The sequence below is a fragment of the Geobacillus sp. FSL K6-0789 genome, assembly GCF_038593135.1.
In the GTDB taxonomy this organism is placed as follows: domain Bacteria; phylum Bacillota; class Bacilli; order Bacillales; family Anoxybacillaceae; genus Geobacillus; species Geobacillus stearothermophilus.
Genome location: NZ_CP151966.1, coordinates 212,068 through 234,339, shown reverse-complemented (window position 1 = coordinate 234,339; position 22,272 = coordinate 212,068). Strand labels below are relative to the sequence as shown.

17 protein-coding genes, 5 pseudogenes and 1 riboswitch are annotated in these 22,272 nt (G+C 50.9%); of the genes and pseudogenes, 6 read left to right on the top strand and 16 right to left on the bottom strand.

Annotated elements, in window-relative coordinates; genetic code table 11:
• Positions 1 to 63: 63 nt before the first annotated feature.
• The 5 genes from murF to NSQ51_RS01235 form a co-directional block, all read right to left on the bottom strand.
• Positions 64 to 1,440, bottom strand: a complete 1,377-nt coding sequence (murF, locus tag NSQ51_RS01255) for a UDP-N-acetylmuramoyl-tripeptide--D-alanyl-D-alanine ligase (protein WP_033016545.1) — start codon at positions 1,438 to 1,440, stop codon at positions 64 to 66.
• Between the two features lie 15 nt (positions 1,441 to 1,455).
• Complete coding sequence (locus tag NSQ51_RS01250; RefSeq protein WP_033010295.1) at positions 1,456 to 2,550, bottom strand: D-alanine--D-alanine ligase; 1,095 nt, start codon at positions 2,548 to 2,550, stop codon at positions 1,456 to 1,458.
• A gap of 158 nt (positions 2,551 to 2,708) precedes the next feature.
• Positions 2,709 to 3,851, bottom strand: a complete 1,143-nt coding sequence (locus tag NSQ51_RS01245; RefSeq protein WP_049624465.1) for a galactosyldiacylglycerol synthase — start codon at positions 3,849 to 3,851, stop codon at positions 2,709 to 2,711.
• Positions 3,848 to 4,459 carry a DedA family protein gene (locus NSQ51_RS01240; RefSeq protein ID WP_049624466.1) on the bottom strand — a complete coding sequence of 204 codons (612 nt, stop codon included), beginning with the start codon at positions 4,457 to 4,459 and terminating at the stop codon, positions 3,848 to 3,850. The genes NSQ51_RS01245 and NSQ51_RS01240 overlap by 4 nt, the downstream gene beginning before the upstream one ends.
• Positions 4,460 to 4,469: 10 nt before the next feature.
• On the bottom strand, positions 4,470 to 5,198 hold the full coding sequence (locus NSQ51_RS01235; protein WP_049624467.1) for a polysaccharide deacetylase family protein: 729 nt from the start codon (positions 5,196 to 5,198) through the stop codon (positions 4,470 to 4,472).
• 316 nt (positions 5,199 to 5,514) lie between these two features.
• Here NSQ51_RS01235 and NSQ51_RS01230 point away from each other — a divergent pair, with 316 nt between their 5' ends.
• Together NSQ51_RS01230 and NSQ51_RS01225 are read left to right on the top strand one after the other, a co-directional pair.
• On the top strand, positions 5,515 to 6,963 hold the full coding sequence (locus NSQ51_RS01230; protein ID WP_342462708.1) for an IS66-like element ISGst1 family transposase: 1,449 nt from the start codon (positions 5,515 to 5,517) through the stop codon (positions 6,961 to 6,963).
• Positions 6,964 to 7,187: 224 nt separating this feature from the next.
• Positions 7,188 to 8,261, top strand: a complete 1,074-nt coding sequence (locus tag NSQ51_RS01225; RefSeq protein ID WP_121650053.1) for an undecaprenyldiphospho-muramoylpentapeptide beta-N-acetylglucosaminyltransferase — start codon at positions 7,188 to 7,190, stop codon at positions 8,259 to 8,261.
• A gap of 408 nt (positions 8,262 to 8,669) precedes the next feature.
• On the opposite strand, the gene NSQ51_RS01220 is transcribed toward NSQ51_RS01225, so the two are convergent.
• The 7 genes and pseudogenes from NSQ51_RS01220 to NSQ51_RS01190 all read right to left on the bottom strand — a co-directional run bounded on the left by NSQ51_RS01220 (position 8,670) and on the right by NSQ51_RS01190 (position 16,198).
• Positions 8,670 to 9,491: an undecaprenyl-diphosphate phosphatase gene (locus NSQ51_RS01220; protein WP_033016517.1), complete on the bottom strand. Its 822-nt coding sequence runs from the start codon at positions 9,489 to 9,491 to the stop codon at positions 8,670 to 8,672.
• Between the two features lie 227 nt (positions 9,492 to 9,718).
• Positions 9,719 to 10,057: pseudogene (locus NSQ51_RS01215) on the bottom strand (ROK family protein); the annotation flags it as partial.
• 133 nt (positions 10,058 to 10,190) lie between these two features.
• Positions 10,191 to 10,697 (bottom strand): spore coat protein, encoded by a 507-nt coding sequence (locus NSQ51_RS01210; protein ID WP_080706550.1) that lies wholly within the window; start codon positions 10,695 to 10,697, stop codon positions 10,191 to 10,193.
• 151 nt (positions 10,698 to 10,848) lie between these two features.
• Positions 10,849 to 11,832 (bottom strand): sporulation protein, encoded by a 984-nt coding sequence (locus NSQ51_RS01205; RefSeq protein WP_049624468.1) that lies wholly within the window; start codon positions 11,830 to 11,832, stop codon positions 10,849 to 10,851.
• Between the two features lie 63 nt (positions 11,833 to 11,895).
• The gene (gene ytaF / locus NSQ51_RS01200; protein ID WP_049624469.1) at positions 11,896 to 12,534 is read right to left on the bottom strand and encodes a sporulation membrane protein YtaF; all 639 of its coding nucleotides are present in this window, start codon (positions 12,532 to 12,534) and stop codon (positions 11,896 to 11,898) included.
• A gap of 106 nt (positions 12,535 to 12,640) precedes the next feature.
• Positions 12,641 to 14,476 carry an APC family permease gene (locus NSQ51_RS01195; protein WP_049624470.1) on the bottom strand — a complete coding sequence of 612 codons (1,836 nt, stop codon included), beginning with the start codon at positions 14,474 to 14,476 and terminating at the stop codon, positions 12,641 to 12,643.
• A 94-nt stretch (positions 14,477 to 14,570) separates the two neighbouring features.
• A riboswitch (cyclic di-AMP (ydaO/yuaA leader) is annotated at positions 14,571 to 14,710 on the bottom strand.
• Positions 14,711 to 14,860: 150 nt separating this feature from the next.
• Positions 14,861 to 16,198 carry a TrkH family potassium uptake protein gene (locus NSQ51_RS01190; RefSeq protein WP_033016513.1) on the bottom strand — a complete coding sequence of 446 codons (1,338 nt, stop codon included), beginning with the start codon at positions 16,196 to 16,198 and terminating at the stop codon, positions 14,861 to 14,863.
• Positions 16,199 to 16,659: 461 nt separating this feature from the next.
• Between NSQ51_RS01190 and NSQ51_RS01185 the strand changes: the two genes are divergently transcribed.
• Positions 16,660 to 18,621, top strand: a complete 1,962-nt coding sequence (locus tag NSQ51_RS01185) for an LTA synthase family protein (protein ID WP_049624471.1) — start codon at positions 16,660 to 16,662, stop codon at positions 18,619 to 18,621.
• Positions 18,622 to 18,829: 208 nt separating this feature from the next.
• Here NSQ51_RS01185 and NSQ51_RS01180 read toward each other — a convergent pair.
• Positions 18,830 to 18,949, bottom strand: a pseudogene (locus NSQ51_RS01180) (N-acetylmuramoyl-L-alanine amidase); the annotation flags it as partial.
• Positions 18,950 to 19,208: 259 nt separating this feature from the next.
• Positions 19,209 to 19,751 (bottom strand): annotated as a pseudogene (locus NSQ51_RS01175) (N-acetylmuramoyl-L-alanine amidase); the annotation flags it as partial.
• A 217-nt stretch (positions 19,752 to 19,968) separates the two neighbouring features.
• Between NSQ51_RS01175 and NSQ51_RS01170 the strand changes: the two are divergent.
• Positions 19,969 to 20,097 (top strand): annotated as a pseudogene (locus tag NSQ51_RS01170) (DinB family protein); the annotation flags it as partial.
• A 48-nt stretch (positions 20,098 to 20,145) separates the two neighbouring features.
• On the opposite strand, the gene NSQ51_RS01165 reads toward NSQ51_RS01170, so the two are convergent.
• Positions 20,146 to 20,850 carry a DsbA family oxidoreductase gene (locus tag NSQ51_RS01165; protein WP_049625124.1) on the bottom strand — a complete coding sequence of 235 codons (705 nt, stop codon included), beginning with the start codon at positions 20,848 to 20,850 and terminating at the stop codon, positions 20,146 to 20,148.
• 140 nt (positions 20,851 to 20,990) lie between these two features.
• Here NSQ51_RS01165 and NSQ51_RS01160 point away from each other — a divergent pair, with 140 nt between their 5' ends.
• Positions 20,991 to 21,284, top strand: a complete 294-nt coding sequence (locus NSQ51_RS01160) for a DoxX family protein (protein ID WP_080985726.1) — start codon at positions 20,991 to 20,993, stop codon at positions 21,282 to 21,284.
• On the opposite strand, the pseudogene NSQ51_RS01155 reads toward NSQ51_RS01160, so the two are convergent.
• Positions 21,200 to 21,610 (bottom strand): annotated as a pseudogene (locus NSQ51_RS01155) (acyl-CoA dehydrogenase family protein); the annotation flags it as partial. The gene NSQ51_RS01160 and the pseudogene NSQ51_RS01155 sit on opposite strands and share 85 nt — an antisense overlap.
• A gap of 180 nt (positions 21,611 to 21,790) precedes the next feature.
• Here NSQ51_RS01155 and NSQ51_RS01150 point away from each other — a divergent pair.
• A complete protein-coding gene (locus NSQ51_RS01150; RefSeq protein WP_049625123.1) occupies positions 21,791 to 22,015 on the top strand; it encodes a hypothetical protein in 225 nt (74 codons plus the stop codon).
• Positions 22,016 to 22,272: the final 257 nt, after the last annotated feature.

The window sequence follows — 22,272 nt, the reverse complement described above, 5'->3', positions numbered from 1 at the left end:
CCCCGCCCGAATGAAAAGCGGCGCCTGTGACGCCGCTTTTAGTTTCTCTCGGGTTGCTTGATGTTACACCCAATATCGAAGCAACTCTTCCAATTTCATGCCGCGCGATGCTTTCAATAAAACAATGTCATCCGAAGTCGCGACGGAACGCACGGCCTCGGCCAACGCTGCTTTATCGTCGAACTCCCTCACCCGTCCATCATCAAAAAATGGGGCGGCCGCCGCGGCGATATGGTGCGAAAGCGGCCCGTAAGTGAACACATAGTCCACCATTCCCGGCCGCAGCACCTCCCCGATCTCTCGATGAAACGCCACTTCTTCGTCACCAAGCTCCAACATATCGCCCAATACGGCGATTTTTTGCCGGTAGCCGCCTAATTCCCCAAGCAGCGTCAAGGCGGCGCGCATCGATGTCGGGCTAGCATTGTAGGCGTCATTAATGACGGTAAAGCCATATTTCGTCTTGACGACTTCCGTACGCATGCGCGTCACTTGCAGGCGGGAGAGAGACGCATCAATGCCTTCCCAATCGACGCCAAAAAAGCGGGCTACCGCGATGGCTGCGAGCGCGTTGTATACGTGATGTTTTCCCAACACCGGCATAAAGAGCGTCCGACCCGGAAGCACGTTAATGGCAAATGACGTCCCCCCCGCTTCAATGCACACATCGGTCGGGTAGTAGTCGTTTTCCGCTCCCGCTCCAAATGTCACGACGTGGCGGGGAAGAGATAAATGCGGGACCCGCTCGGCCAACAGCGGTTCGTCGCCATGGTAGACGAACAAGCCATCGTGGTGCACCCCTTCCAAAATTTCCAATTTGGCTTTGGCGATGCCTTCCCGTGAACCAAGCTCTTGCAAATGTGATTCCCCGATGTTGGTAATGACGGCTGCATCCGGTTTGGCAATCAACGTGAGCCGCTCGATTTCGCCGAATCCGCTCATCCCCATTTCGACAACGGCAATCTCTGTGTCTTCCTCGAGCGAAAGCAGCGTCAACGGCACGCCGATATGATTGTTAAGGTTGCCTTCTGTTTTTTGCACGCGGTAGTTGGCCGCCAACAACGCAGCAATCATATCTTTTGTCGTCGTTTTGCCGTTGCTGCCGGTCACGCCAACCACTTTCAGCCCAAGCTGTTGGCGGTAACGGGCGGCAAGCCGCTGCAACGCCGAAAGGGTATCGTCAACGATAATCGCCGGAACACCTTCTGGCGGCGTCCCTTCCGCTTCCGCCCACAGCACTGCTGCCGCTCCTTTTTGCACCGCCTCGTTCACAAAGGCATGGCCGTTAAACTTCGCGCCAATAAGCGGAACGTACAAGTTGCCGGCTTGGATCGCTCTCGTGTCTGTCGATACGCCGCTGACGGCAATCGTCTCCCATTCCGACTTCACGCACCGACCGCCTGACATCTCCGCAATTTGCCGCACCGTCCGTTTCATCATCCGCTTTCACCCTCTTTATTTTTCAAATGTGTACGTGATCGTCTGCTTTTCTTGATGCCGTTCCAACGCCAGCGCAATGAGGCGCTCGATCAGTTCCGGATACGGCACGCCGCTGTGCTGCCAAAGAAGCGGAAACATGCTGTACGGGGTAAATCCCGGCATCGTATTGATTTCGTTAATATACACAGTGCCATCTTCAGCGAGGAAAAAGTCGGCACGCACGAGCCCGGACAAGTCAAGTGCTTTAAACGCGGCAATGGCCATTTCCTTAATCGTTTCATACTGCTCTGGCGTCACCTTAGCGGGAATAATCAGTTCCGTTTGTCCGTCTTCATATTTTGCCTCATAGTCGTAAAATTCCTTTTTTGGCACAATTTCTCCGACGACCGAACAAATCGGTTCATCATTGCCGATGACGCCGATCTCGATCTCCCGGCCGACGATCGCTTCTTCAATGATGATTTTCCGGTCATACTTAAACGCTTCGGCAAACGCCTTGTGCAAATCGCCGCGCTGTTTGCATTTCGAAATGCCGACGCTCGAACCGGCGTTGGCCGGCTTGACAAAGCACGGGTAGCCAAGCTCTTGTTCGATCCGGTCGTAAACGGCTTCCCCGCTTTTTTGCCAGTCATATTTGGTCACCGCCACATATTTCGCCTGGCGCAGCCCGGCTTGGGCAAACAAGTTTTTCATAATCACTTTATCCATGCCGACGGCCGAGGCAAGCACACCGTTGCCTACGTACGGGAGGTTTAACATTTCGAGCAGTCCTTGCACAGTTCCGTCTTCGCCGTTCGGCCCATGCAAAAGCGGGAAGATGACGTCAATCGTTTCCTCGCTGTCCGCAGACGACGATTCCGACGCCGGCACCTGGTTTAAAGATACCGGGATCATGGCCGTCGCTGTCGACGTGAACTGCAGCTGTTTCACTTCTTTGACCGGTCCGGTCAATCGCTTTCCTTTAATCCACTGCCCTTGTGGAGTAATGTAAATCGGAATCACATCAAACTTATGGGGATCGATGGCGTTCATCACTGCCATCGCCGTTGACAACGATACTTGATGCTCCGGCGACTTCCCGCCATACAACACTCCGACTCTCGTTTTCATCTTCGTTCCTCCTCTTTCCTTGGCCATCGTTCCTATTGTAACACGTTTCGCGCCCAACGGTCTGATATTTTATATGTACGGTGCAGCTTGTTTCGCTACTCTTGGGGCATCCACCCGGCACAAAAAAATGCTATCTAACGTCCGTTAGATGGCCCACGCTACGGGTGAAGCACACGCTGGGCGCGACGCCTCGGCATCGCCGCCACCATTTCGGCGAGCGCTTCCTGCCCCGTTTTCTCCACCCCGGCGAAATAGTCGGACACACGGCGGAAAAACCGGTTTTTCTCAACATCATCATTGAGCAGGCGCAACATGGCCCGCTCGCCGCGGTCTGGTTCAGCTAAATGGTAAATCAAGCCGTTCCGCTGCAAATATTGCAAATTGATGCGCTCCTGACCCGGCAGACAATCGATCGTAAACATCGGAATGCGTTTATGAAGCAGCTCGCTCACCGTCACTCCACCCGGCTTTGTCACCACCGCGTCCACCTCATCATACAGCCGGTTCATTTCTTCCGGGTCGGCAATGTACGGGAGCGGACGGATGTGCGGGAGATTCCAGCTGGAAATTTCGTCGTATAACTGGCGGTTGGCGCCGCATAGCACGGAATAGCGAAACAGCGTCGATGCCTGGGCCGCCCGCAAAAAGGCCATCATATTGCCAAGCCCTTGGCTTCCGCCGGCGACAAGTATATGGGCCGGCCACCTCTTTCGCCGCGTTTCCGTCGTGATCCGAAACGCATCATGAACCGGAATGCCTGTGACCACGATGCGCCCTTCGTCAATCCCGTATTTTGTGACCAGTTCCCATTTCGCCTCTGGATGGGGGACGAAGTGATAATCGATAAACCGTTTCCCCCAGACGCTGTTCATGAAAAAATCGGTATAGACGTTCACCACAGGAACAAACAACGCCTGTTTCCGCTTAAGCTGCTGCAAAATGCGAGACGGAAACGAGTGGGTGCAAACGATCAAATCCGGCCGTTCCTGCTCGAGCATTTTTTTCATTTTGCTTTCGAAATATGGCAGCCATGGCTCAAATGAAACAAACTCGAACCGCGGCGGCTCTTGATACATAAACGTTTTGTACACGCGATGATAGGAAGCGGGATGTGAACGAATCCAGCGCAAATACGCTTCTGACACCATTTTTTCCATCAGTTCATTGCAATAGCTCAAAAAATCGATTTTTTTGCTTTCGACCGCCGGAAACTGGCGCCGCAAAAAATCGATCAACGTATCCGCGACTTTATGGTGTCCCGTGTTCATTTGAAACAACGGCAAGAACAACACTTTCATCATCGATCGCACCCTTTAGCTTTCGAAAGATTTTTGCGCCTCCGCTGTCCGATCCACGCCGCAAGCAAAAACAGCAAAAACAACGCCAATCCGACAAGCGGGAAAGAAACGAGGGGAATATGGACATGCCGGCCGAGCAGCAGCCCAACGAACATCATCGGGGCGACCCATCCAGCCGTTCCAAGCGCTGCAAGCAGCAAAAACGGCCGAAACGGAAACCGGCTTACCCCCGCCATATACGGGAAGATTTGCCGGACGCCTGGCGCATAACAGCTGAACAAAATGCCCCATTTCCCATAACGGCGGAACCAAAGCTGAGCCCTCCCCCACCGCTCGTCCGTAATTCCCACGTATTTGCCGTACTTTTTCATAAACGGCGCCCCCCACCATCGTCCGGCGCCATACGCCGCCACCATGCCGGTCATCGCTCCTCCCCAGCATGACGCGAGCGACGGCCAAAGCAGCAGCTGCTCCTTGGCGACGATCAAACCGACGAAAAAAAGCAAACTTTCCTCCGGCGCTGGGATGCCGACAATGCCGCAAAATAAAAACAAAAACAGCGTCACATATCCGTACGACTGAACGTACGGCAACCATACACCTGTTTCCATGGCTCCCCCATCACATCGACGAGATTCGTTTGTTAGTTTGCGCGTTTCTCATTTCTGTAATCGTCACCCAGCGCATCTTTCTCGCTGCTTCATCTTTCAGCAGCAGCTCAAGCGCTGACAACATTTGCTCCGGCGCATGCCGGTCGGCCCCCAACGCATCGCCGTTGTCATGAAGAACAATCACAGCTCCGCCGCGCAACGCTCCTTTTAACCGGCGGAACAACTCCATTTCCCCCAGTTTGGCGTTCCAGTCGCCAACAATATGCGTCCATAACACGGTCGTATACCGTTTTTGTACGATCGGTGCCCATGCGTTAAAATGCCCCCACGGAGGGCGGTAATAAATCGGTCGTTGGCCCGTCGCCCGCTCAATCGCCGCAGCGGCGCGGCGCACCCCCCAATCGAGCCAAAACGGCGGCACAAGCCAGTTGCTTATATGGCGATAGTTGTGAATGCCGACTTCATGGCCTTCCTCCACCATGCGCCGCACAATGTCCGGATAACGTTCCGCTTTGCGGCCGACGACGAAAAACGTCGCCTTGACACCGTGTTTCTTTAATAAATCCAACAGTTTTGGCGTATAATACGGGTCAGGACCGTCATCAAACGTCAAAGCAAGGCAATCGGGCGCTGTTCCTTCCCGAAACAACAGTACCCGCTTTTTGCGAATGACGATCGTCGGCACAACCCCGTAAACGATGATTCCAGCGATCAGACAACCGAAAAGCCATGCCAACATCGTCCTCACCTCGCAATATTTTTTCCTTTAAAAAATCACAACGTGCGAACAGACTACTAAATTTATAATAAATAATATATAATACAGACTACTAAATTTATAATAATAATATTATAATTTCGATGAAAAAAAAATCAAAAGAAAAACAATGAAATTTTCATGTGACGCCCAAACGTTCCCTTTTTCTATACGAAACGTCCAGCCGATCGGTTTCCTCCATAAATGGTAACTATTCAGCCACATCATAAAGTGAGCTGAATATTTTCTTCTTTCCTTGTCTATGATGTGAATATTGATAGACAAGGAGGTGAATCGCATGTTGACGGTACAACAAGCTGTATTTACAGTTGAGGGCTTAATCGGCAAAGTTCAACAACAAAAGCAGCTCATTACTCACCAGCAACAAGTCATTGAGCAACTGTTGAAAGAAAACAAACAGCTACGCAAAGAAAATGAACAACTGAAGTACCGTGTTCAAGAGCTGGAAGCACGCACGAAAAAAAACAGCTCCAATAGCCATTTGCCCCCATCTTCTGACCGTTTTGAGAAAAAGCGTTCCTCCCGCGAGCCGTCTGGCAAAAAGCCTGGTGGGCAAGAGGGACATGAGGGGAAGACGCTCCGTCAAGTGGAACATCCACATCATCGCATCGTCCACCGTGTGCATACGTGTCAAGGATGTGGAGCTTCTTTGCGTGAAGTCAAACCGTTCAAAGTCGATATCCGTCAAGTGTTTGATGTCCCTCCTGTGGCGATCGAGGTGACACAACATGAACGTGAAGTGAAATCGTGTCCACATTGTCGATGCGTGCAACAAGCCGAATTCCCATCCCATGTCACGAATCATGTGCAATACGGTCCACGGCTCACGGCACTCGTTGTTTATTTACATCATATCCAATTGATCCCGTACAAGCGTTTAAGTGATACAATCGAAGCGTTATATCAACACTCGATTAGTACAGGAACCCTTGCCAATATGGTGAAACGAGGACGCGAAGCGCTGGAATCAAATATGGACATCATCGAAGACGCCTTACTTGAATCCAACATCCTGCATGTCGATGAAACGAGTTTGCGCATCAATGGGAAACTCGCATGGGTGCATGTCGCGTGTACATCGAGATATACATACTTGGCTCCTCACGCTTCTCGTGGAAAAAAAGCGACCGATGAGATCGGGATTCTTCCCCGATATGAAGGGACGATGATGCACGATGCGTTCGGTACGTATCCGAAATACACACATGCCACCCATGCCCTTTGTCATGCCCACCATTTGCGTGAGTTAAAAGGATTCATCGAACAGGGGCATACGTGGGCGATGCGCATGACCACGTTTCTGTTAGCCGCCAAGCAAGCCGTCGAAGCCCATCACGGTGCACTTTCCGAAGAAGAAGCGAGACGGTGGGAACGAGTGTATGATCGCATCCTAGAAAGAGCACAACACCGATTAGAAACGATGACGCCTCTTCCGAAAAAAGCACTCGCTTTTGTTCGACGCCTTCAAAAACGAAAGGAAGAAGCGCTGCGTTTCTTACGTGAAGTACATGTTCCCTTTGACAACAACCAAGCCGAACGCGATCTTCGCATGGTCAAAGTCAAAGAGAACATTTCGGGTACGTTTCGCGAAGAAACATTCGCGCAGTCGTTTTGCATCGCAAGAAGCATCGTTTCCACACTGACGAAACACGAAAAAAACGTGTGGGATTCGTTATGTCTTCTGTTGGCAGGCGAAACGATCGATCGAGTTCTTTCCGCTACCTAGGGCATTTTCTATGACCGAAATGCCCTATTTGTGCTGGGCTTTTTTATACACTAGCACTGGGGTGAATAGTTACCATAAATGACATTGCATCTGCTATAATACATAATCGGTATGAAACTCTAGCCGCAAAGAGCAATTCATCGGCATATCCGTTCCGCCGGACGGCCGGAACGGGACGGCCGCATTGTACGTTATTCATCTTGCAAAAAGACAGGTGATCTGCATTGCGAAAGAAAATCGTCTTAACCGGCGGCGGCACGGCTGGCCATGTGATGGTCAACGTCGCCTTGATTCCGAAACTAAAAGCACAAGGCTGGGACATCATCTACATCGGCTCTCACGAGGGAATTGAACGGGAGATCATCGGCCGCATCGACGGCGTACCGTACTATTCGGTTTCGACCGGAAAACTGCGACGCTATTTTGACTGGAAAAACTTTAAAGATCCGTTCAACGTGCTAAAAGGCGTTTGGCAGGCGTACCGCCTTATCCAAAAAGAAAGGCCGGACGTCGTGTTCTCCAAAGGCGGATTCGTCTCCGTTCCCGTCATTCTTGGCGCCTGGCTGAACGGTGTACCGTCGGTGATTCATGAATCCGACTTGACGCCTGGTCTTGCAAACAAAATCGCCATGCCCTTTGCGACGAAAATTTGCCTCACCTTTCCGGAAACGAAGCAACACGTCAGCGCCGATAAAGCGGTCTACATCGGCGCCGTCGTCCGCGAGGAACTGAAGCACGGCAGCGTTGCCCAAGGGCGGAGGATGTGCCAGTTCGACGGCAAAAAACCGGTGCTGCTGGCGATGGGCGGCAGCTTAGGCTCGAAAAGAATCAACGACGCCTTGCGCGCCAACTTATCAACGCTGCTTGCCGAATTTGACATCATCCACATTTGCGGCAAAGGAAACATCGACCCAAGCCTCGCAGACCAAAAAGGATACAAACAGTTCGAATACGTCAACGAAGAGCTGCCACACTTGTTGGCTTTGGCCGACATCGTCGTCTCTCGCGCGGGCGCAAACGCCATTTTCGAACTGCTCGCCTTGCGCAAGCCGATGCTGCTCATCCCGCTCTCGAAAGCGGCAAGCCGCGGCGACCAAATTCTCAACGCCCGCTCGTTTAAAAACGCGGGCTATGCGGAAGTGCTGATGGAAGAAGACTTGACAAACGAATCGGTCTATGCCGCCATTCGCCGCCTATATGAAAACAAAGAGCGCTACCGGAAAAACATGGAGAAAGCCGGCGGAAGCGATCCGCTGCAAACATTGCTTTCCATCATTCAAGACACCGCCCGCCGGTGAAAGCAGGCGATGCCTGACGCGGCTAACCACGGCCGTTTTTTCGGCATCGCCTTATTTTGCATAGGCATGGAAATAAGCAACTCGACTAAACGGCTTATCCGTATTATAATCCATAGTACAGATAAGCAACAACTATTTTTTTACTTTTCTTAACATTTTTTAGAAGACGGACTGGCGAAAAACAACGAATTCATGCGGTTTAGGGAGCTCGCCCAAAAGCAAATGATGATGTTTCAAGACTTTTCTATTTGAAAAACCTTGTTGAAGCACAACATTTCCCCTTAAATCCTTGGTCTTCTACAATCCATCATCTTTTGTTCCCCTAAGCGGAATGCATGCCAGCCAACAGAGTAAAAGTAGAAGATAACAAACAACCGCCCGGCGGAACACCTCCGCCAAGCGGCGCGACTAAAAGTATAACAAAGAAATAACAACGGCTAGCACGATCCGATATACCGCAAACGGCACGAGGCGGATGCGGTTGATGAGCTGCAAGAGGAAACGGATCGCCAGCAAGGCAAAGACGAAGGCGCTCAAAAAACCGGCGATGAAAAACGGGATGTCGGCAGCCGTGACGTATTGCCAGTTTTTCAACAGCGACAGCCCGCTCGCCCCAGCCATGATCGGAACAGCCATAATGAACGTGAAATCGGCGGCGGCGCGATGGCTCATGCCGACGAGCACCCCGCCGGCAATCGTCGAACCGGAGCGGGAAAAACCGGGCCATAACGATAAGCATTGCACCAATCCGACGAGAAACGCCTGTTTGTACGTAATTTCGTCGACCGTCTGCGCCCGCGCAGCTCTTTTCGCGAATTTGTCGGCGGCGATCATGAGCAGCGCGCCGAGCACAAGGCCGATGAGCACCGTTTTCGTAGAAAACAAATGTTCGTCGATGTAGTCTTCAAACAAGACGCCGAGCACCCCGGCTGGAAGCAGGCCGACGATGACGTGAAGAAGCGTCAGCCGCGGATGTCCGCCCGGATGGCGGCCGCGGAAACCAAGCAAATCGAGAAATCGGTCTTTAAACACCACAACAGCGGCCAAAATCGAGCCGAGCTGGATAACGACTTTAAACGTATTCGCCGCGTACTTGCCTAAAAACTCGGTCGATTTCAACCAAAGATCGTCCACAATGATCATATGCCCGGTCGAAGACACAGGGGCAAACTCGGTCAGCCCCTCAACCATCCCTAAAATAACCGCCTTCAACAGCTCGATCCAGTTCATTCGTTCCATCCTTTCTGCGCGGGGTCGTCCTTTTTATACATATGGGCCGGGCGGGCGAAATAACACCCTGCTTCGGCCGTGCCTGCTCTATTGTACTACAAAATCATTCGTTTCTACTACCCGCACGTTTTTGGATGGGTGCGATGCCGGGAAGAGCGTCAGTCATCAGTCAGCGGGCGGAAATGGGCCTGCCCCCATCTCCCCACGCCGTTCTAGGTAGTGGTACAAAGCGCCGCACAGTTCGCATCATTTTCCAGCTCCACCGGCAGACCCGTCGCCCCGCCGAATACGTCTTTAAAGTTAGGGCCGTGAATGCACGGCAAGGCGCTGCTTCCGCCAATGACACCGATGTCGCTGTCGACGCTGCCTGCCGAACTGATCGCGATGCCAGAAAGTTCGTAACTCGCCTGCGCGTGGCGGACGACGCGAAGCAAGTCGTCGCGAAACCGTTGAAAGTCATGACGCTCCGAACGGTAGCGCCCCTTTTCCAAAAAATCACCGCGCTCGTTCATGACGGCATGTTTCACATACGTGCCGCCAATGTCGAAAACGATATAGCAACGCATCGATGGCGCCTCCTTCATTCTTTTCACTATTTCCTTGCTTTATTTTATGCTTTATGTATTCGTGATCCAATCGTCTGCACCTCCCTGCCGCAATGAAAGAAGCCGCTCCGTTGGCGGGAGCGGCTCGTTTCCATCATCGTTCATATCCCATTGACAACGCCTTTTGCGCATTACGGACATCATGATAAAGAAGCTGGGCGAGGTCGTACGCCGGATAGTAACCACGTTCATACATATAGTTGAACGCTTTTTCGTGCGTGTCAATGGCTTTGAGCAGATGTTTGACAAACGTTTTGCGCAACACCGGCGTCGCCGCCTCGGTAATGGCAGCAGCATAATTACGCACTGCCGTTTTTGAAAAGCCAAGCAAATCGCCAGCGTGCAAGGCCCGGTCGCCATCATCATGGTCGCGGCTTTCTTCCATCATCGGTGCCGCCGGAATGAAGGCAAGCAGCTCGCGCAAGTTCGTTTCCAATCCTTGAATCGTTTCCGTATAAAGCCCTTTCAACTCAGGACAGTCGATCTTGCCGACAGCCTTTTTCATTTTCATTAACGCGTTGGCCTGAAAAGCGATCAATTCATGCAGCTCCAACGTTTCATGCCATGCCAAATGGCGATGGCCGTGCATTTGCCCATGCATATGGTTCATCACGCTTCCCCCTCGTTTTTTATCAGTTCATTTCCATTTACTGTTATATGCCTATAAAAAGGAAACGGTCACCATTGTACGGGCCTTCCGTATCGGCAAAAAAGGCGTCTCGCCTCAGGCGAAACGCCTTCCTCCATCCTGTTTACAGCCAATCCCCGCCATCAAATCCATCGCCGCCGTCAAACCAGTCATCGACATCCAGACCGTCAGCCACATCATCAACTGCATCGTCGAGCAACTCCTCCGCTACCATTCCCGCCAACATGCCAGCCGCGAATCCGCCAATGGCTCCGGCCCATCCATGTCCGCCATGGTGCGAATGATGGACGGGTGAATAATGGCCTACGGGATGGCTATAGATTGGCGAATGTGGCGTTGCCAACGGATGCCCACTCAGCTGGCCGAACGCCCCAGCCGCCTGCACCGCCTCTTCGATGGCTTCTCGAAGCAGACGGGCTGCCGCCGCCGAATCGCGAAGCTGTTCGTGAGTAATCAACAGTTCCCGTTTCATTTCGCGTTCCCCGCCAAAGCCGTGGCGGACGTCGATCTCCATATACAAACGCACCCCTTCTCCCTCGACAAGGGCAAAAAACTCAACCTCCTGGACGATCCCTTGAAACTCACCCGTTGGGAAGAATGAAAATTCTTGTCCGTACGGTGTAATGCTCCCAGATGCCGGTTTCTCCCGGAATCCTAAGGCAGCCAATGCGGAAAACACTTGATCCAAGGCGGTCGGCGGCAAAATGTGAATGGCGTCTTGGTCATATGCATCCACCCCATCGGCAATATCGAGCCGGGTGACGAACGTATAACGAACCGTGGGGCGGCTGATCGGCAAATGGTGCGGCAGTGTGTACGAAAACGGGAGCACTTTCCGCTCGCTAGGCTGAATCGTAAACGAAGACGCGACCGGGATCACCGCCGCGGTTTTGCGATATGCCTTCCCTTCCGCTTGCACTTCTAATTGCAATACGACATCTAAGTTCCGAATGTGTTGGGCGACTGAACCCCCTTCCAGCAAAAATTCCCCTTCCAACGTTTCACCAAGGCGCACATGCGGGCGATGCAGCACGAGATCCACTTTGGCAGCGCTGATGCCGAGTCTCGATAAAAACTTTTTCCACATCGGACCTCTCTCCTTTTTTCATCTTATTCACACTTGAATTACGAACAAGCCGCCAACATGGTGTCACCGAAATAATTTGATCAACCCCAAGACGATCAATACAACCCCAGGCAGCATGGTCGCCCTTTTCATGATTCTTGTTTTTGACACCATATACCCCAACGATAAGCCGAGTCTGATGAACACAAGATTGAACATACCAACCAGCAAGGCAAACGAAAGCGGCGGAAAATGCAAAAGCGACGAACTGATCCCGGCGCCAAAGGAATCCATCGAAAGAGCAATGCCGATTAATAACGCTTCTTTTTGACTGATCGTGCCTGAACGATCAAGATCGCCAAGTTCGGGGCGTTTCAATACTTGAACAGTGCCGCTGAAACGGTTAGCCCCCCCTGCTTCATCAGGCTCCATCGAAAACTCGCTCCCGTCTCCCTTTGGTTTATAGACGTTATAAATCGCCCAACCGCCAAGCGCCATGAGAATGACCGAAGCAAGCCCTCGCTCGACTTGCAACGGCAAAAAAAGCGCCAACAGGCGGCCGATGTTCATGGACGCAAACACCACCGCCCCGGACATGAATGCGATCAGCACCAACGAAACAAAGGAGAAACGGACACCCCTCATTCCATACGTCATGCCTACGCTCAAACTGTCCATGCTCACGCTGAAAGCGAGCAAAATCATGGACACCCATAACCACATAGGAATCCCCCCCTGCCGTACGATATGCAATTCCGTACAGAGAGGGGACTTTCTTGCCATTCGACACGCATCGATTTCCGGGGAAATGTTTCCCCTTTTCTCGACATTATTCCCGCAAATGATACGGAAGCGTCGCAATGACCACATCTTTTTTCATGATCAAGAAAAAGCGCAAGATGATGGCGGTTTGGTTATGCAAAAATGTATGCCACCATTTTTTCACGATAAATTGCGGCAAGAGCACTGTCACCGGCGCGCGGTCTGCTTCTTTTTCCGCTTTCGTGATGTATTCTAATAATGGCGACAAAATGGTTCGGTACGGTGAATAGATGACTTCCAACGGAATGTCCGGATAAAACTTCTCCCACTTTTGCCGCAGCTTTTGTTCGGCTTTTTCGTCGAAAATAATCGACAGTGCCGTAATGTCGTCGGAAATGCTGCGAGCGTACTGAACGGATTGGGCGACCACTTTGCTGACGCCGGAAATGGGAATAATGACTTTTGGTTTCAACAGTTTCTCGCGCTGTTGCCACTCCCGTTCGTCAAGCCGCAATTGCTCGCCAAGTTTTTTGTAATGCTCGTGAATTCGGATGAACATCCAGACGAACAGCGGAATCGCCACGATGACGATCCAGGCCCCTTGCGTAAATTTAGCGATCATCGTGACGAGCGTGACGATCCCGGTGACCACCGCTCCCGTTCCGACGGTGAGCAGCACGCCGAATTTCCGTCCTTCTTCCCGATTCCATAATTTTTTAATCAACCCACTCTGACCGATCGTAAAGGAAAGAAAGACGCCAACCGCATAAAGCGGGATGAGCGAATGGGTTTTGGCATGAAACGCGATGATCAATGCGATCGCCAGCACGCTCAACAATATAATGCCATTGGAAAACACAAGGCGATCGCCCCGGGCCGCCAAGCTTCTCGGCAAAAAACCGTCCTTCGCCATAATCGACGTCAACTGCGGAAACCCGGCAAAACTCGTATTCGCCGCGAGCACTAAAATGACCATCGTCGCCAGCTGAAACAAGTAAAACAAAAGACCATTCCCAAACACATGGCGTCCGATTTGCGAAATGACCGTTTGATGCTCGGTCGGAGTAACGCCGAATCCCGCCGCCAACACGGTGATGCCTAAAAACATCACGCCAAGCAATGCGGACATCCATCCCATCGTAATGGCGGCGTTTTTTGAACTGTCTGGCCGGAACGCCGGCACGCCGTTGCTGATTGCTTCGACCCCAGTCATCGCCGAACATCCCGATGAAAAGGCGCGCAGCAAAATAAACAAACTGTAACCGGACGCAAACATGTGAGCTGTGGAAGCATGCTCATGCATCGTAAACCCATGCCATCCTTCCTGCCACAACTGCCACCCGCCGACAGCGATCATCACAAGAACGAAGCCAATGAACACATACGTCGGGTAGGCGAAAACCGTTGCGGATTCGGTAATGCCGCGTAAATTGAGCACCATTAAAAGCAAGACAAGAGCGACAGCGAGCTCCACTTTCCACGGCAGCAGCCCCGGAAACGCCGATGTCAGCGCGGCGACGCCGGAGCTGATGCTGACGGCGACAGTTAAAATATAATCGATCATCAGCGCCGCCCCGGCCACTAAACTAATTTTCGTCCCCAAATGGTCGCGGGCGACGACATACGCCCCGCCGCCGGACGGAAACGCGTAAATGATTTGCCGATACGACAAGGTCACTAACAAAAGCAATACTAAAATCGCCACCGCGATCGGCAGCGAATAGAAAAAGACGCTTGTCCCTAATAAAGCAAGCACAAGCAAAATTTCTTCCGTCGCGTAGGCCACCGATGACAGGGCATCGGAAGAAAAAACGGCCAACGCTTTCCATTTCGGCAATTTTTCATGTTTGAGCCGTTTTGTCTCCATCGGTTTCCCAATCAACAAACGTTTTAACGAAGCCATGCTTCCGTTCCTCCCAAAGCATATTCGAGTTGATTCAAAAAGAAAAAACCGCTGAGGACGCGCTCAACGGCTACGTTTGGTTCAAAACCATACTCGTCCCTCCCCAAAGCGCTTGCGAGGTTAGCTGTCGGGTTCGGGCTTGGAGAGATGCCCGTCCTTTCGGATTCACCCCTAGCAACGAGCGTTGCAACAAGTGGGTCCCCCGCTCCATGACGGATTCAGCGCTAAATATTCAGTTGTTTCTGCTTCCATATATTACTCCTCCTCCTTTTCTCCGTAAACAGTGAAAAAGCGGAAAAAACAACAATTTTCTCTGCCTTTGAGCCGCTTTTTCGCATAAACCGTCCTTATCTTTACACTTTCTTTCTTTTTCCTGTCTTGCCTCTATCCAATCATAATTTTCCCTTTCGGATAGCGGAACGGATCAGGCTGACGGCGCAGCGTGACCGCGTACGCGATCGTCAGCGGACCGACGCGGCCGGCAAACATCGTCAAGATAATGACCGTCTTTCCAAGCGGAGACAACTCTGGAGTCAGTCCCATCGACAGTCCGACGGTCCCAAACGCCGACGTCGCTTCGAATAAAATCATGAGAAAGTCTTTTCCGCTTTCGGTGATCGTCAACACCATCGTTACAAACATGACGATAAACAGCCCGCTCATGGTCACGGTCAGCGACTTGTATACCGTATCATAGACAATTCGTTTTCGGAACAAAATGACGTCTTCCTTCCCGCGAATTTGCGACCAAACCGCGCCGAGCAACGTCGTAAAGGTCGTTGTTTTGATTCCGCCGCCCGTCGAACCCGGGGAAGCGCCGACAAACATGAGAAACACGATCAAAAACAGCGTCGGCTGCGTCAAATCCGGGATGTTAAGCGTATTCGAGCCCGCCGTTCTCGGAGTGACCGCCTGGTAAAACGCGGACAGAAACTTGCCTGAGAGCGACAGCGGCCCCATCGTCTTCGGATTGTTCCACTCCAGCAGCAATATCAGCGCCATGCTGGCTACTAGCAGCCATGCCGTCGTAATGGCGACGACCTTCGTATGAAGGGAAAGGCGGCGCATCTGCCTATACTCGTACACTTCATTCATGACAATAAAGCCGATTCCACCTAAAATAATCAAAATCGGCACAACAAGGCTGACGACCGGATCGTCCACATAGCCGGTCAAGCTGCGGAACTCACCCATTAAATCAAACCCGGCGTTGTTAAAATTCGAAATCGCATGGAAAAAGCCAAAGTAAATCGCCCGGCCGAGCGGCATGTCAAAGGCAAAGCGGATTGAGAGCAACACCCCGCCGATCCCTTCAATCACAACAGTAAAAAGGAAAATGCGTTTGACGAGCCGAACGATGCCCTCGATCGTCAAATTATTGAGCGCCTCTTGGAGGATGAGCCGTTCTTTCAACGAAATGCGTTTGCCAAACAAAAAGGCAAACAGCGTCGCAAACGTCATAAATCCGAGCCCACCGACTTGAATGAGCGCCAAAATGACAAGCTGGCCAAACAGGGTAAACGTCGTCCCGGTGTCGACGACAACAAGTCCAGTTACGCACGTCGCGGAAGTCGCTGTAAACAGCGCGTCTAAAAACGGCAACCCCTTTCCATCCACGGTCGCAACAGGAAGCATCAACAGCAGCGCTCCAATCAAAATAATGAGCGCAAATCCGGACACGAGAATTTTCGGCGGATCAAAAAATTTGCCTTTCGGATTCATTGGCATGGCTTACCTCTTTCCCTTCATCCAGTTCTTCCTTATAGTTTGTGGATAATGCATAGAAAAAATATACCAAAAACAAGCCGATTCCGGTACAGCCAATAATTTTTATCATAATGTCCTCGTTGTCTAATAAAATGGGTAAAGGGCATGGCCACGCGCATCGGGACGTTTTCAGAAGGGCAGTTGAAACCTTTTCGATTTCCATTCGTCATATATGAGTGGCAGTCCATCGCCATACAGGGAAACGAGGTGGCAAGGAGGGAGGCGCCCGTCAATCCTTAAAAAACATTCCATTGACTTTTGGCAAAAGACGTATTATGCTACTTGACATGGAGACGTTCCGATGTAAAATGATGTCAGGACAAAATGCTGGCTGCTATGCGCGGAAGCTGTTCATAGAAGAATAGAAATAGAAATGGATCTTTCGAGAATACAGAGACAAAGGAGGAGAAGAGAACGTGAAAACGATTGGAAAGAAATTGTTGACAAAATGCCGTTCTCTCCCTAACCAATATATTGGTTTTTTTATTTTGGCGGTGCTCTTGTTTTGGCTGAAGACGTATGTCGCCTATCTAGCGGAATTTAACCTTGGCATCAGCAACTCCATGCAGGAGTTTTTGCTGTTGATCAATCCGATCAGCTCGGCGGTGTTTTTCTTTGGCTTAGCCCTATTGGGCAGAGAAACACGGGTATATAGGCGGCTCGTTACTATTAATCTCATTTTGTCGTTCATTTTATACGCCAATATCGTCTATTATCGCTTTTTCAGCGATTTTATTACATTGCCGACGTTGACGCAAACGAAAAACTTTGGCGATCTCGGCGGCAGCATTTTGGAATTGCTCAGATGGTATGACCCGCTTTATTTCTTGGACACGATCATTTTGGCAGTGATCGTGTTCTCGAAACGGTTCCCGCTTCCGCCGGTGCGGGCCGGTCGCGTCAAAAAAGGCGTTATTTTTGCTTCGGCCATTTTAATGTTCAGCGTCAACTTGGCGCTCGCGGAAGCCGACCGCCCGCAGCTGTTGACTAGAACGTTTGACCGCAACTATATCGTCAAATATTTAGGGGTATACAACTACTTGATCTATGACACGATCCAAAGCATGAAATCGTCGACACAACGGGCGTTCGCGAACAAAAGCGACATCACAACCGTATTGAACCATGTGCAGGCGACATATGCCGAGCCGAATCCGAAGTATTTCGGCGTCGCCAAAGGAATGAACGTCATCTATATTCACTTGGAGTCATTCCAAAACTTTTTAATCAACTACAAACTGAATGGCCAGGAAGTGACGCCGTTTTTAAACTCGCTCACCCGCGATCCGAACACATTCTATTTCGATAACTTCTTCCATCAAACGGGTCAAGGGAAAACATCGGACGCAGAGTTTATGCTCGAAAACTCGCTCTATGGCCTGCCGCAAGGGGCCGTCTTCACGACGAAAGGGCAAAATACGTACCATGCGGCTCCTGCCATTTTGCGCCAATACGGTTACACAAGCGCGGTTTTCCACGGCAACTACAAATCGTTCTGGAACCGCGATGAAATTTACAAATCGTTCGGGTTCGATCATTTCTTTGACGCCAGCTACTATGATATGAACGACGAGGACGTCTTGAACTACGGGTTGAAAGACAAACCGTTCTTCCGGGAGTCGATCCCGCTGTTGGAAACGTTGAAAGAGCCGTTCTATGTGAAATTTATTACACTGTCGAACCACTTCCCGTACCCGATCAGCGAGGAAGATGCCACAATCCCGCCGGCAACGACGGGAGACGGAACGGTCGACCGTTACTTCCAAACGGCCCGCTACTTGGATGAGGCCATCAAAGAGTTCTTTGATTACTTGAAAAAATCCGGTCTGTACGACCGCTCGGTCATTATTTTGTACGGCGACCATTATGGCATTTCGGAAAATCACAACAAGGCCATGTCGCAAATTTTAGGCAAGGAAATCACGCCGTATGAACACGCCCAGTTACAACGAGTGCCGCTGTTCATCCATGTCCCAGGCATAAAAGGCGGCGTCATTCATGAATTCGGCGGCCAAATCGACTTGTTGCCGACTTTGCTGCATTTGCTTGGCATCGACTCGAAAAATTACGTCCACTTCGGAACGGACTTGTTGTCGCCGGACCATCAAGAAATCATCCCGTTCCGCAACGGTGACTTCGTAACGCCAACCGTGACAGCGGTCAACGGCAAGTACTATGATACGAAAACGGGCGAGCCGCTTGAAGAAACGCCGGAGATTCAACGTCTCGAACAAATCGTCCGCACGAAGCTCGACCTGTCGGATAAGGTTGTTTACGGCGATTTGCTCCGGTTCTATACCCCAAAAGGCTTCGAACCGGTCGATCCGTCGAAATACGATTACAACAAACGCGAAAATGAAGAGGGAAGCGCACAATAAGCGCTTCCCTCTTTTTTTCTAGAAGGCCGGTGAAAAACGGTGACTTTCGCTTAATCAGTGTTTTGGGGCGCGAGAGAAGGCCTGGTTTTAAAAGGCTTCTCAACTTGAGAACACCGTGTTTTTCGTGTTTTTTTCACTCCATCACTACCCTTCTAGGACAAACGGACAAAAAAACGCTCGCCCAGCTGAAACTAGGCAAGCGTTCCCGTCATTCCTCGACTTGTTCAAGCACAATCCGCTTCGCTCTTCCTAAATAACGCTCCACTTGACGCAGCACATTTTCCTTCTCCGTAAATGCCCCGACTTGCGTTCCATCCACTGTCACACGCGGTGAACTACCCACCACCTACGCTTCGCTTAGAGGTGGGGGCTTCAAGCGACTTGTGTGTGTTCGCTGAACGGTAAGCCACACACAAGAACCCTTTACGCTTCCCTTCGTTCCGAAGGTGTCCGTTCTAGCCATATTCTATCCTATTCGTTGGCTAACGCCAACCGACATTCATCTCCCACTTTCACTGGTGCTGGCGCACCTTCACGTTTAGAAGTAGGAGACTTCTTTCGGAGGGAAGTTAAAAAGAGGTTTGATTTTTTGTCAGATCCAATGCCCGTGCCATTCCATTCACATGCCCACGGGCGACTGTTCGCAAAAACTGGGTGTCATTCAATTTTTCTGCATCCTCTTTTCGATCAATAAATCCATTCTCCGTGAGCACCGCCGGCATCACTGTTTCGCGCAGCACATGGAAGTTTGCTTTCTTTTTCCCACGGTCGCGAAATCCTGTAGCCTTGACGACTTCTTCATGAATGGCATCGCGGATGCGGGCTGTTACCGAATCGTCATCGAGCCGATTATAAATATAATCTTCATACCCCGTGCCGCCACCGGCATTCACGTGAATCGACACGTATAAATCCGCCCCCCATTGATTGGCCCGATCCGTCCGCTCCTCAAGCGGCACCGTTTCATCTTTTGTCCGACTCAGCTGCACCAACACTCCTTCATACTCATTTTGCAGCAGACGGTTGATTTCAAGAGCGATAAACAACGTAATGTCTTTCTCCAACAACCCGTTGCCGATCGCTCCGGTATCTCTTCCCCCATGACCGGGGTCAATAAAAATTTTCGGCATCGTCGTTTCCTCCCCTTCCTTACATGTCCGGCGTTTTTCACGAAGACAATATAGGGACATCCACTCCACATTTTTTCTTATTTTATTAATAGAATAAGCATTTGAAAGGAAAAGGTGACAGGCAAAGGACCAAAACAAGGAGAAACACTAGCCGCCAACATTTCCTCTATTTGTGGTATAATAGGACGAGGAAATAAATTCCAAAGGAGGAATACGCATGTCCCGCGCACAACAATGGGTGCAATATTTCCTTTCCCACCGCCATGTCACGATGGAATTGATCCACAAAATCGACGAGGCGCATTATGATTACAAACCGACGCCGACCTCGATGACAGCAAAGCAGCAAGCCGGCTAGGCATCCCTAACCGGCTTTTCCTTTTGATTTATTTTCTTAAATAGAGCACCCTTCGTCGGTGCACGTCCCGCCTTGATCAGTCGACAGCGGCTGCAGCGGCCGCGATTGTTCTTCCTCCCATACCTTCTCCAGCGCCCGCCGGAACACCTCAACCGGCTGGGCGCCGGAAATCGCATACTTCCGGTTCAGAACGAAAAACGGCACGCCGCGGACGCCCAACGCCGCCGCTTCTTCCTCATCGCGGCGCACCTCTTGTGTGTAGCGGCCGCTGGCCAACACTTCTTCCGCTTCCGTCCGGTCAAGCCCGGCTGCTTCGGCGATCGCAAGCAGCACATTGCGGTCGCTGATTCGCTTCGACTCCGTAAAATAGGCGTAAAACAACCGCTCGACGACATCTTGAAGCCTTCCTTTTTCATTCGCATATTGAGCCAACCGGTGGGCGTCAAACGTATTCGTCGGCTTCATCGTGTCAAAGCGGAACGTCAAACCGACCGCCTCCGCCTGCCGGCCGATATCGGCGTTCGCCCGCTTCGCTTCCTCGAGCGAAATGCCGTATTTGTTGGCGATGATTTCATGAATCGTCAATGGGGTCTCGTTTGGTGCGTTTGGATCGAGTTCAAAGCTGCGGAATACGATTTCAACGTCTTCCCGGTGCGGAAATGGCTCAAGCGCCTGTTCCAATCGGCGTTTGCCGATATAGCAAAACGGGCAGACAAAATCGGACCATACTTCAATTTTCACGGCCATATCCTCCTCTACTTTTGACGCGCTTCCCCTCCATTGTAGCCCATTGCCGGTCGAATGGCTAACGAAAGGCATGGGGGCGGACCCACCCGCATACATTGTACTACCATGCTGTTGGGACAAGGAGGGAGAATCTCATGCATTCCCAGGAATTCGGCGCCTTTCTGTTGCGGATTGTCACCGGGTTCATCTTTTTCGCCCATGGCTGGGTGAAATGGCAGCGGGGGCTTGAGGCGGCGGCCGATTCGTTTGCGGCGATGGGGCTTCCCGGCTGGCTCGCCTACATCGTGACGATGGTGGAGCTTGCCGGCGGCTGGGCGATGATGCTTGGCCTTGGCACACGGCCGATTGCGGCGGCGTTCGAGCCGGCGCTCGGCTCGGTTAAGGCAAAGGCGCCGATCCTTTCGCCTGTCGCCATTTTTGGCAAGTAGCGCCGCTTTTGTTCCTCGGTGCCGAGCTCGACGATGCCGACCGTACCGATGCCGGTATGAGCGCCGATTAATGTCGTATAGCCGTTATGCGTTTTCCCGAGTTCTTCATAAATGGCGCATTTGCCGACCATCGACAAGCCAAGGCCGCCGTATTCTTCCAGGATGCTTAAGCCGAACAGCCCCATGGCTTTCGATTTTTCAATAATATCTTCTGGAATGTGGTCGTTTTCTTCAATGTCCATGGCCACCGGTTCCACGACTTCTTTCACAAATTTACGGACGTTTTCTTTTAAAAATTCAATCTCGGCTGGCAACGTAAAATCCATCTTCTTCCCCTCCCCGTTACCAAAAAATGATTAAATCTCTATTCATTCCCTATGATACAATGAAATATTCGTCGAGCCGACGAAAATTAATGAATATTTTACCTTTTTAATCAAATATTTGTTATTTCGATGTTATAATTGTCGTTGAATGAAAATATTGGAAAGGGGACAAGGGGAACTATGAAAAGAGAAATTGTCTTAAATGATACAGATCTCAAACGCGCATTGAAGATTATGATGGCAGAATCCGATATTGACAGCATGGCTGCCGTGGCCAGAAATTTGAACATCAAAGAAACAACTTTCCGATCAGCTATCAATAACAATTCTCTTCGAGTGGCTGAACTTGTCAGGATATGTGAAATGATGGGATATGAGCTTGTGATACGAAGTAAAAACCAGTAAAAAACCATCCTCCATGCAAAGGATGGTTTTTATTTTGTGTCTGACAAAAAATGTTTACAAAAATAAAACCCCAGCACCGAAGTACTGGGGCAAAAACCATGAATTCCCCGCTGAAGGGGTGAAATGGCCTGTGAAGCGGCGTTGTTCGGTCGCCTGACAGTCGATAAAGGCTTAAAATGGTAAATCTTCAAATTGCATCTATACAATTATAATTCGTTTTGATATAATGGGGCCAAGCCGGCCGGTTATCATCTGTA

Bases quoted from the DNA above. Each gene is read 5' to 3' on its own strand.
- NSQ51_RS01205 (WP_049624468.1), bottom strand. From the start codon at position 11,832: ATGTGGAAAAAGTTTTTATCGAGACTCGGCATCAGCGCTGCCAAAGTG.
- NSQ51_RS01240 (WP_049624466.1), bottom strand. From the start codon at position 4,459: ATGGAAACAGGTGTATGGTTGCCGTACGTTCAGTCGTACGGATATGTG.
- NSQ51_RS01150 (WP_049625123.1), top strand. From the start codon at position 21,791: ATGAAAAGAGAAATTGTCTTAAATGATACAGATCTCAAACGCGCATTG.
- murF (WP_033016545.1), bottom strand. From the start codon at position 1,440: ATGATGAAACGGACGGTGCGGCAAATTGCGGAGATGTCAGGCGGTCGG.
- NSQ51_RS01195 (WP_049624470.1), bottom strand. From the start codon at position 14,476: ATGGCTTCGTTAAAACGTTTGTTGATTGGGAAACCGATGGAGACAAAA.
- NSQ51_RS01220 (WP_033016517.1), bottom strand. From the start codon at position 9,491: ATGAACTGGATCGAGCTGTTGAAGGCGGTTATTTTAGGGATGGTTGAG.
- NSQ51_RS01250 (WP_033010295.1), bottom strand. From the start codon at position 2,550: ATGAAAACGAGAGTCGGAGTGTTGTATGGCGGGAAGTCGCCGGAGCAT.
- NSQ51_RS01230 (WP_342462708.1), top strand. From the start codon at position 5,515: ATGTTGACGGTACAACAAGCTGTATTTACAGTTGAGGGCTTAATCGGC.
- NSQ51_RS01190 (WP_033016513.1), bottom strand. From the start codon at position 16,198: ATGAATCCGAAAGGCAAATTTTTTGATCCGCCGAAAATTCTCGTGTCC.
- NSQ51_RS01160 (WP_080985726.1), top strand. From the start codon at position 20,991: ATGCATTCCCAGGAATTCGGCGCCTTTCTGTTGCGGATTGTCACCGGG.
- ytaF (WP_049624469.1), bottom strand. From the start codon at position 12,534: ATGTGGTTATGGGTGTCCATGATTTTGCTCGCTTTCAGCGTGAGCATG.
- NSQ51_RS01235 (WP_049624467.1), bottom strand. From the start codon at position 5,198: ATGTTGGCATGGCTTTTCGGTTGTCTGATCGCTGGAATCATCGTTTAC.
- NSQ51_RS01210 (WP_080706550.1), bottom strand. From the start codon at position 10,697: ATGCATGGGCAAATGCACGGCCATCGCCATTTGGCATGGCATGAAACG.
- NSQ51_RS01245 (WP_049624465.1), bottom strand. From the start codon at position 3,851: ATGATGAAAGTGTTGTTCTTGCCGTTGTTTCAAATGAACACGGGACAC.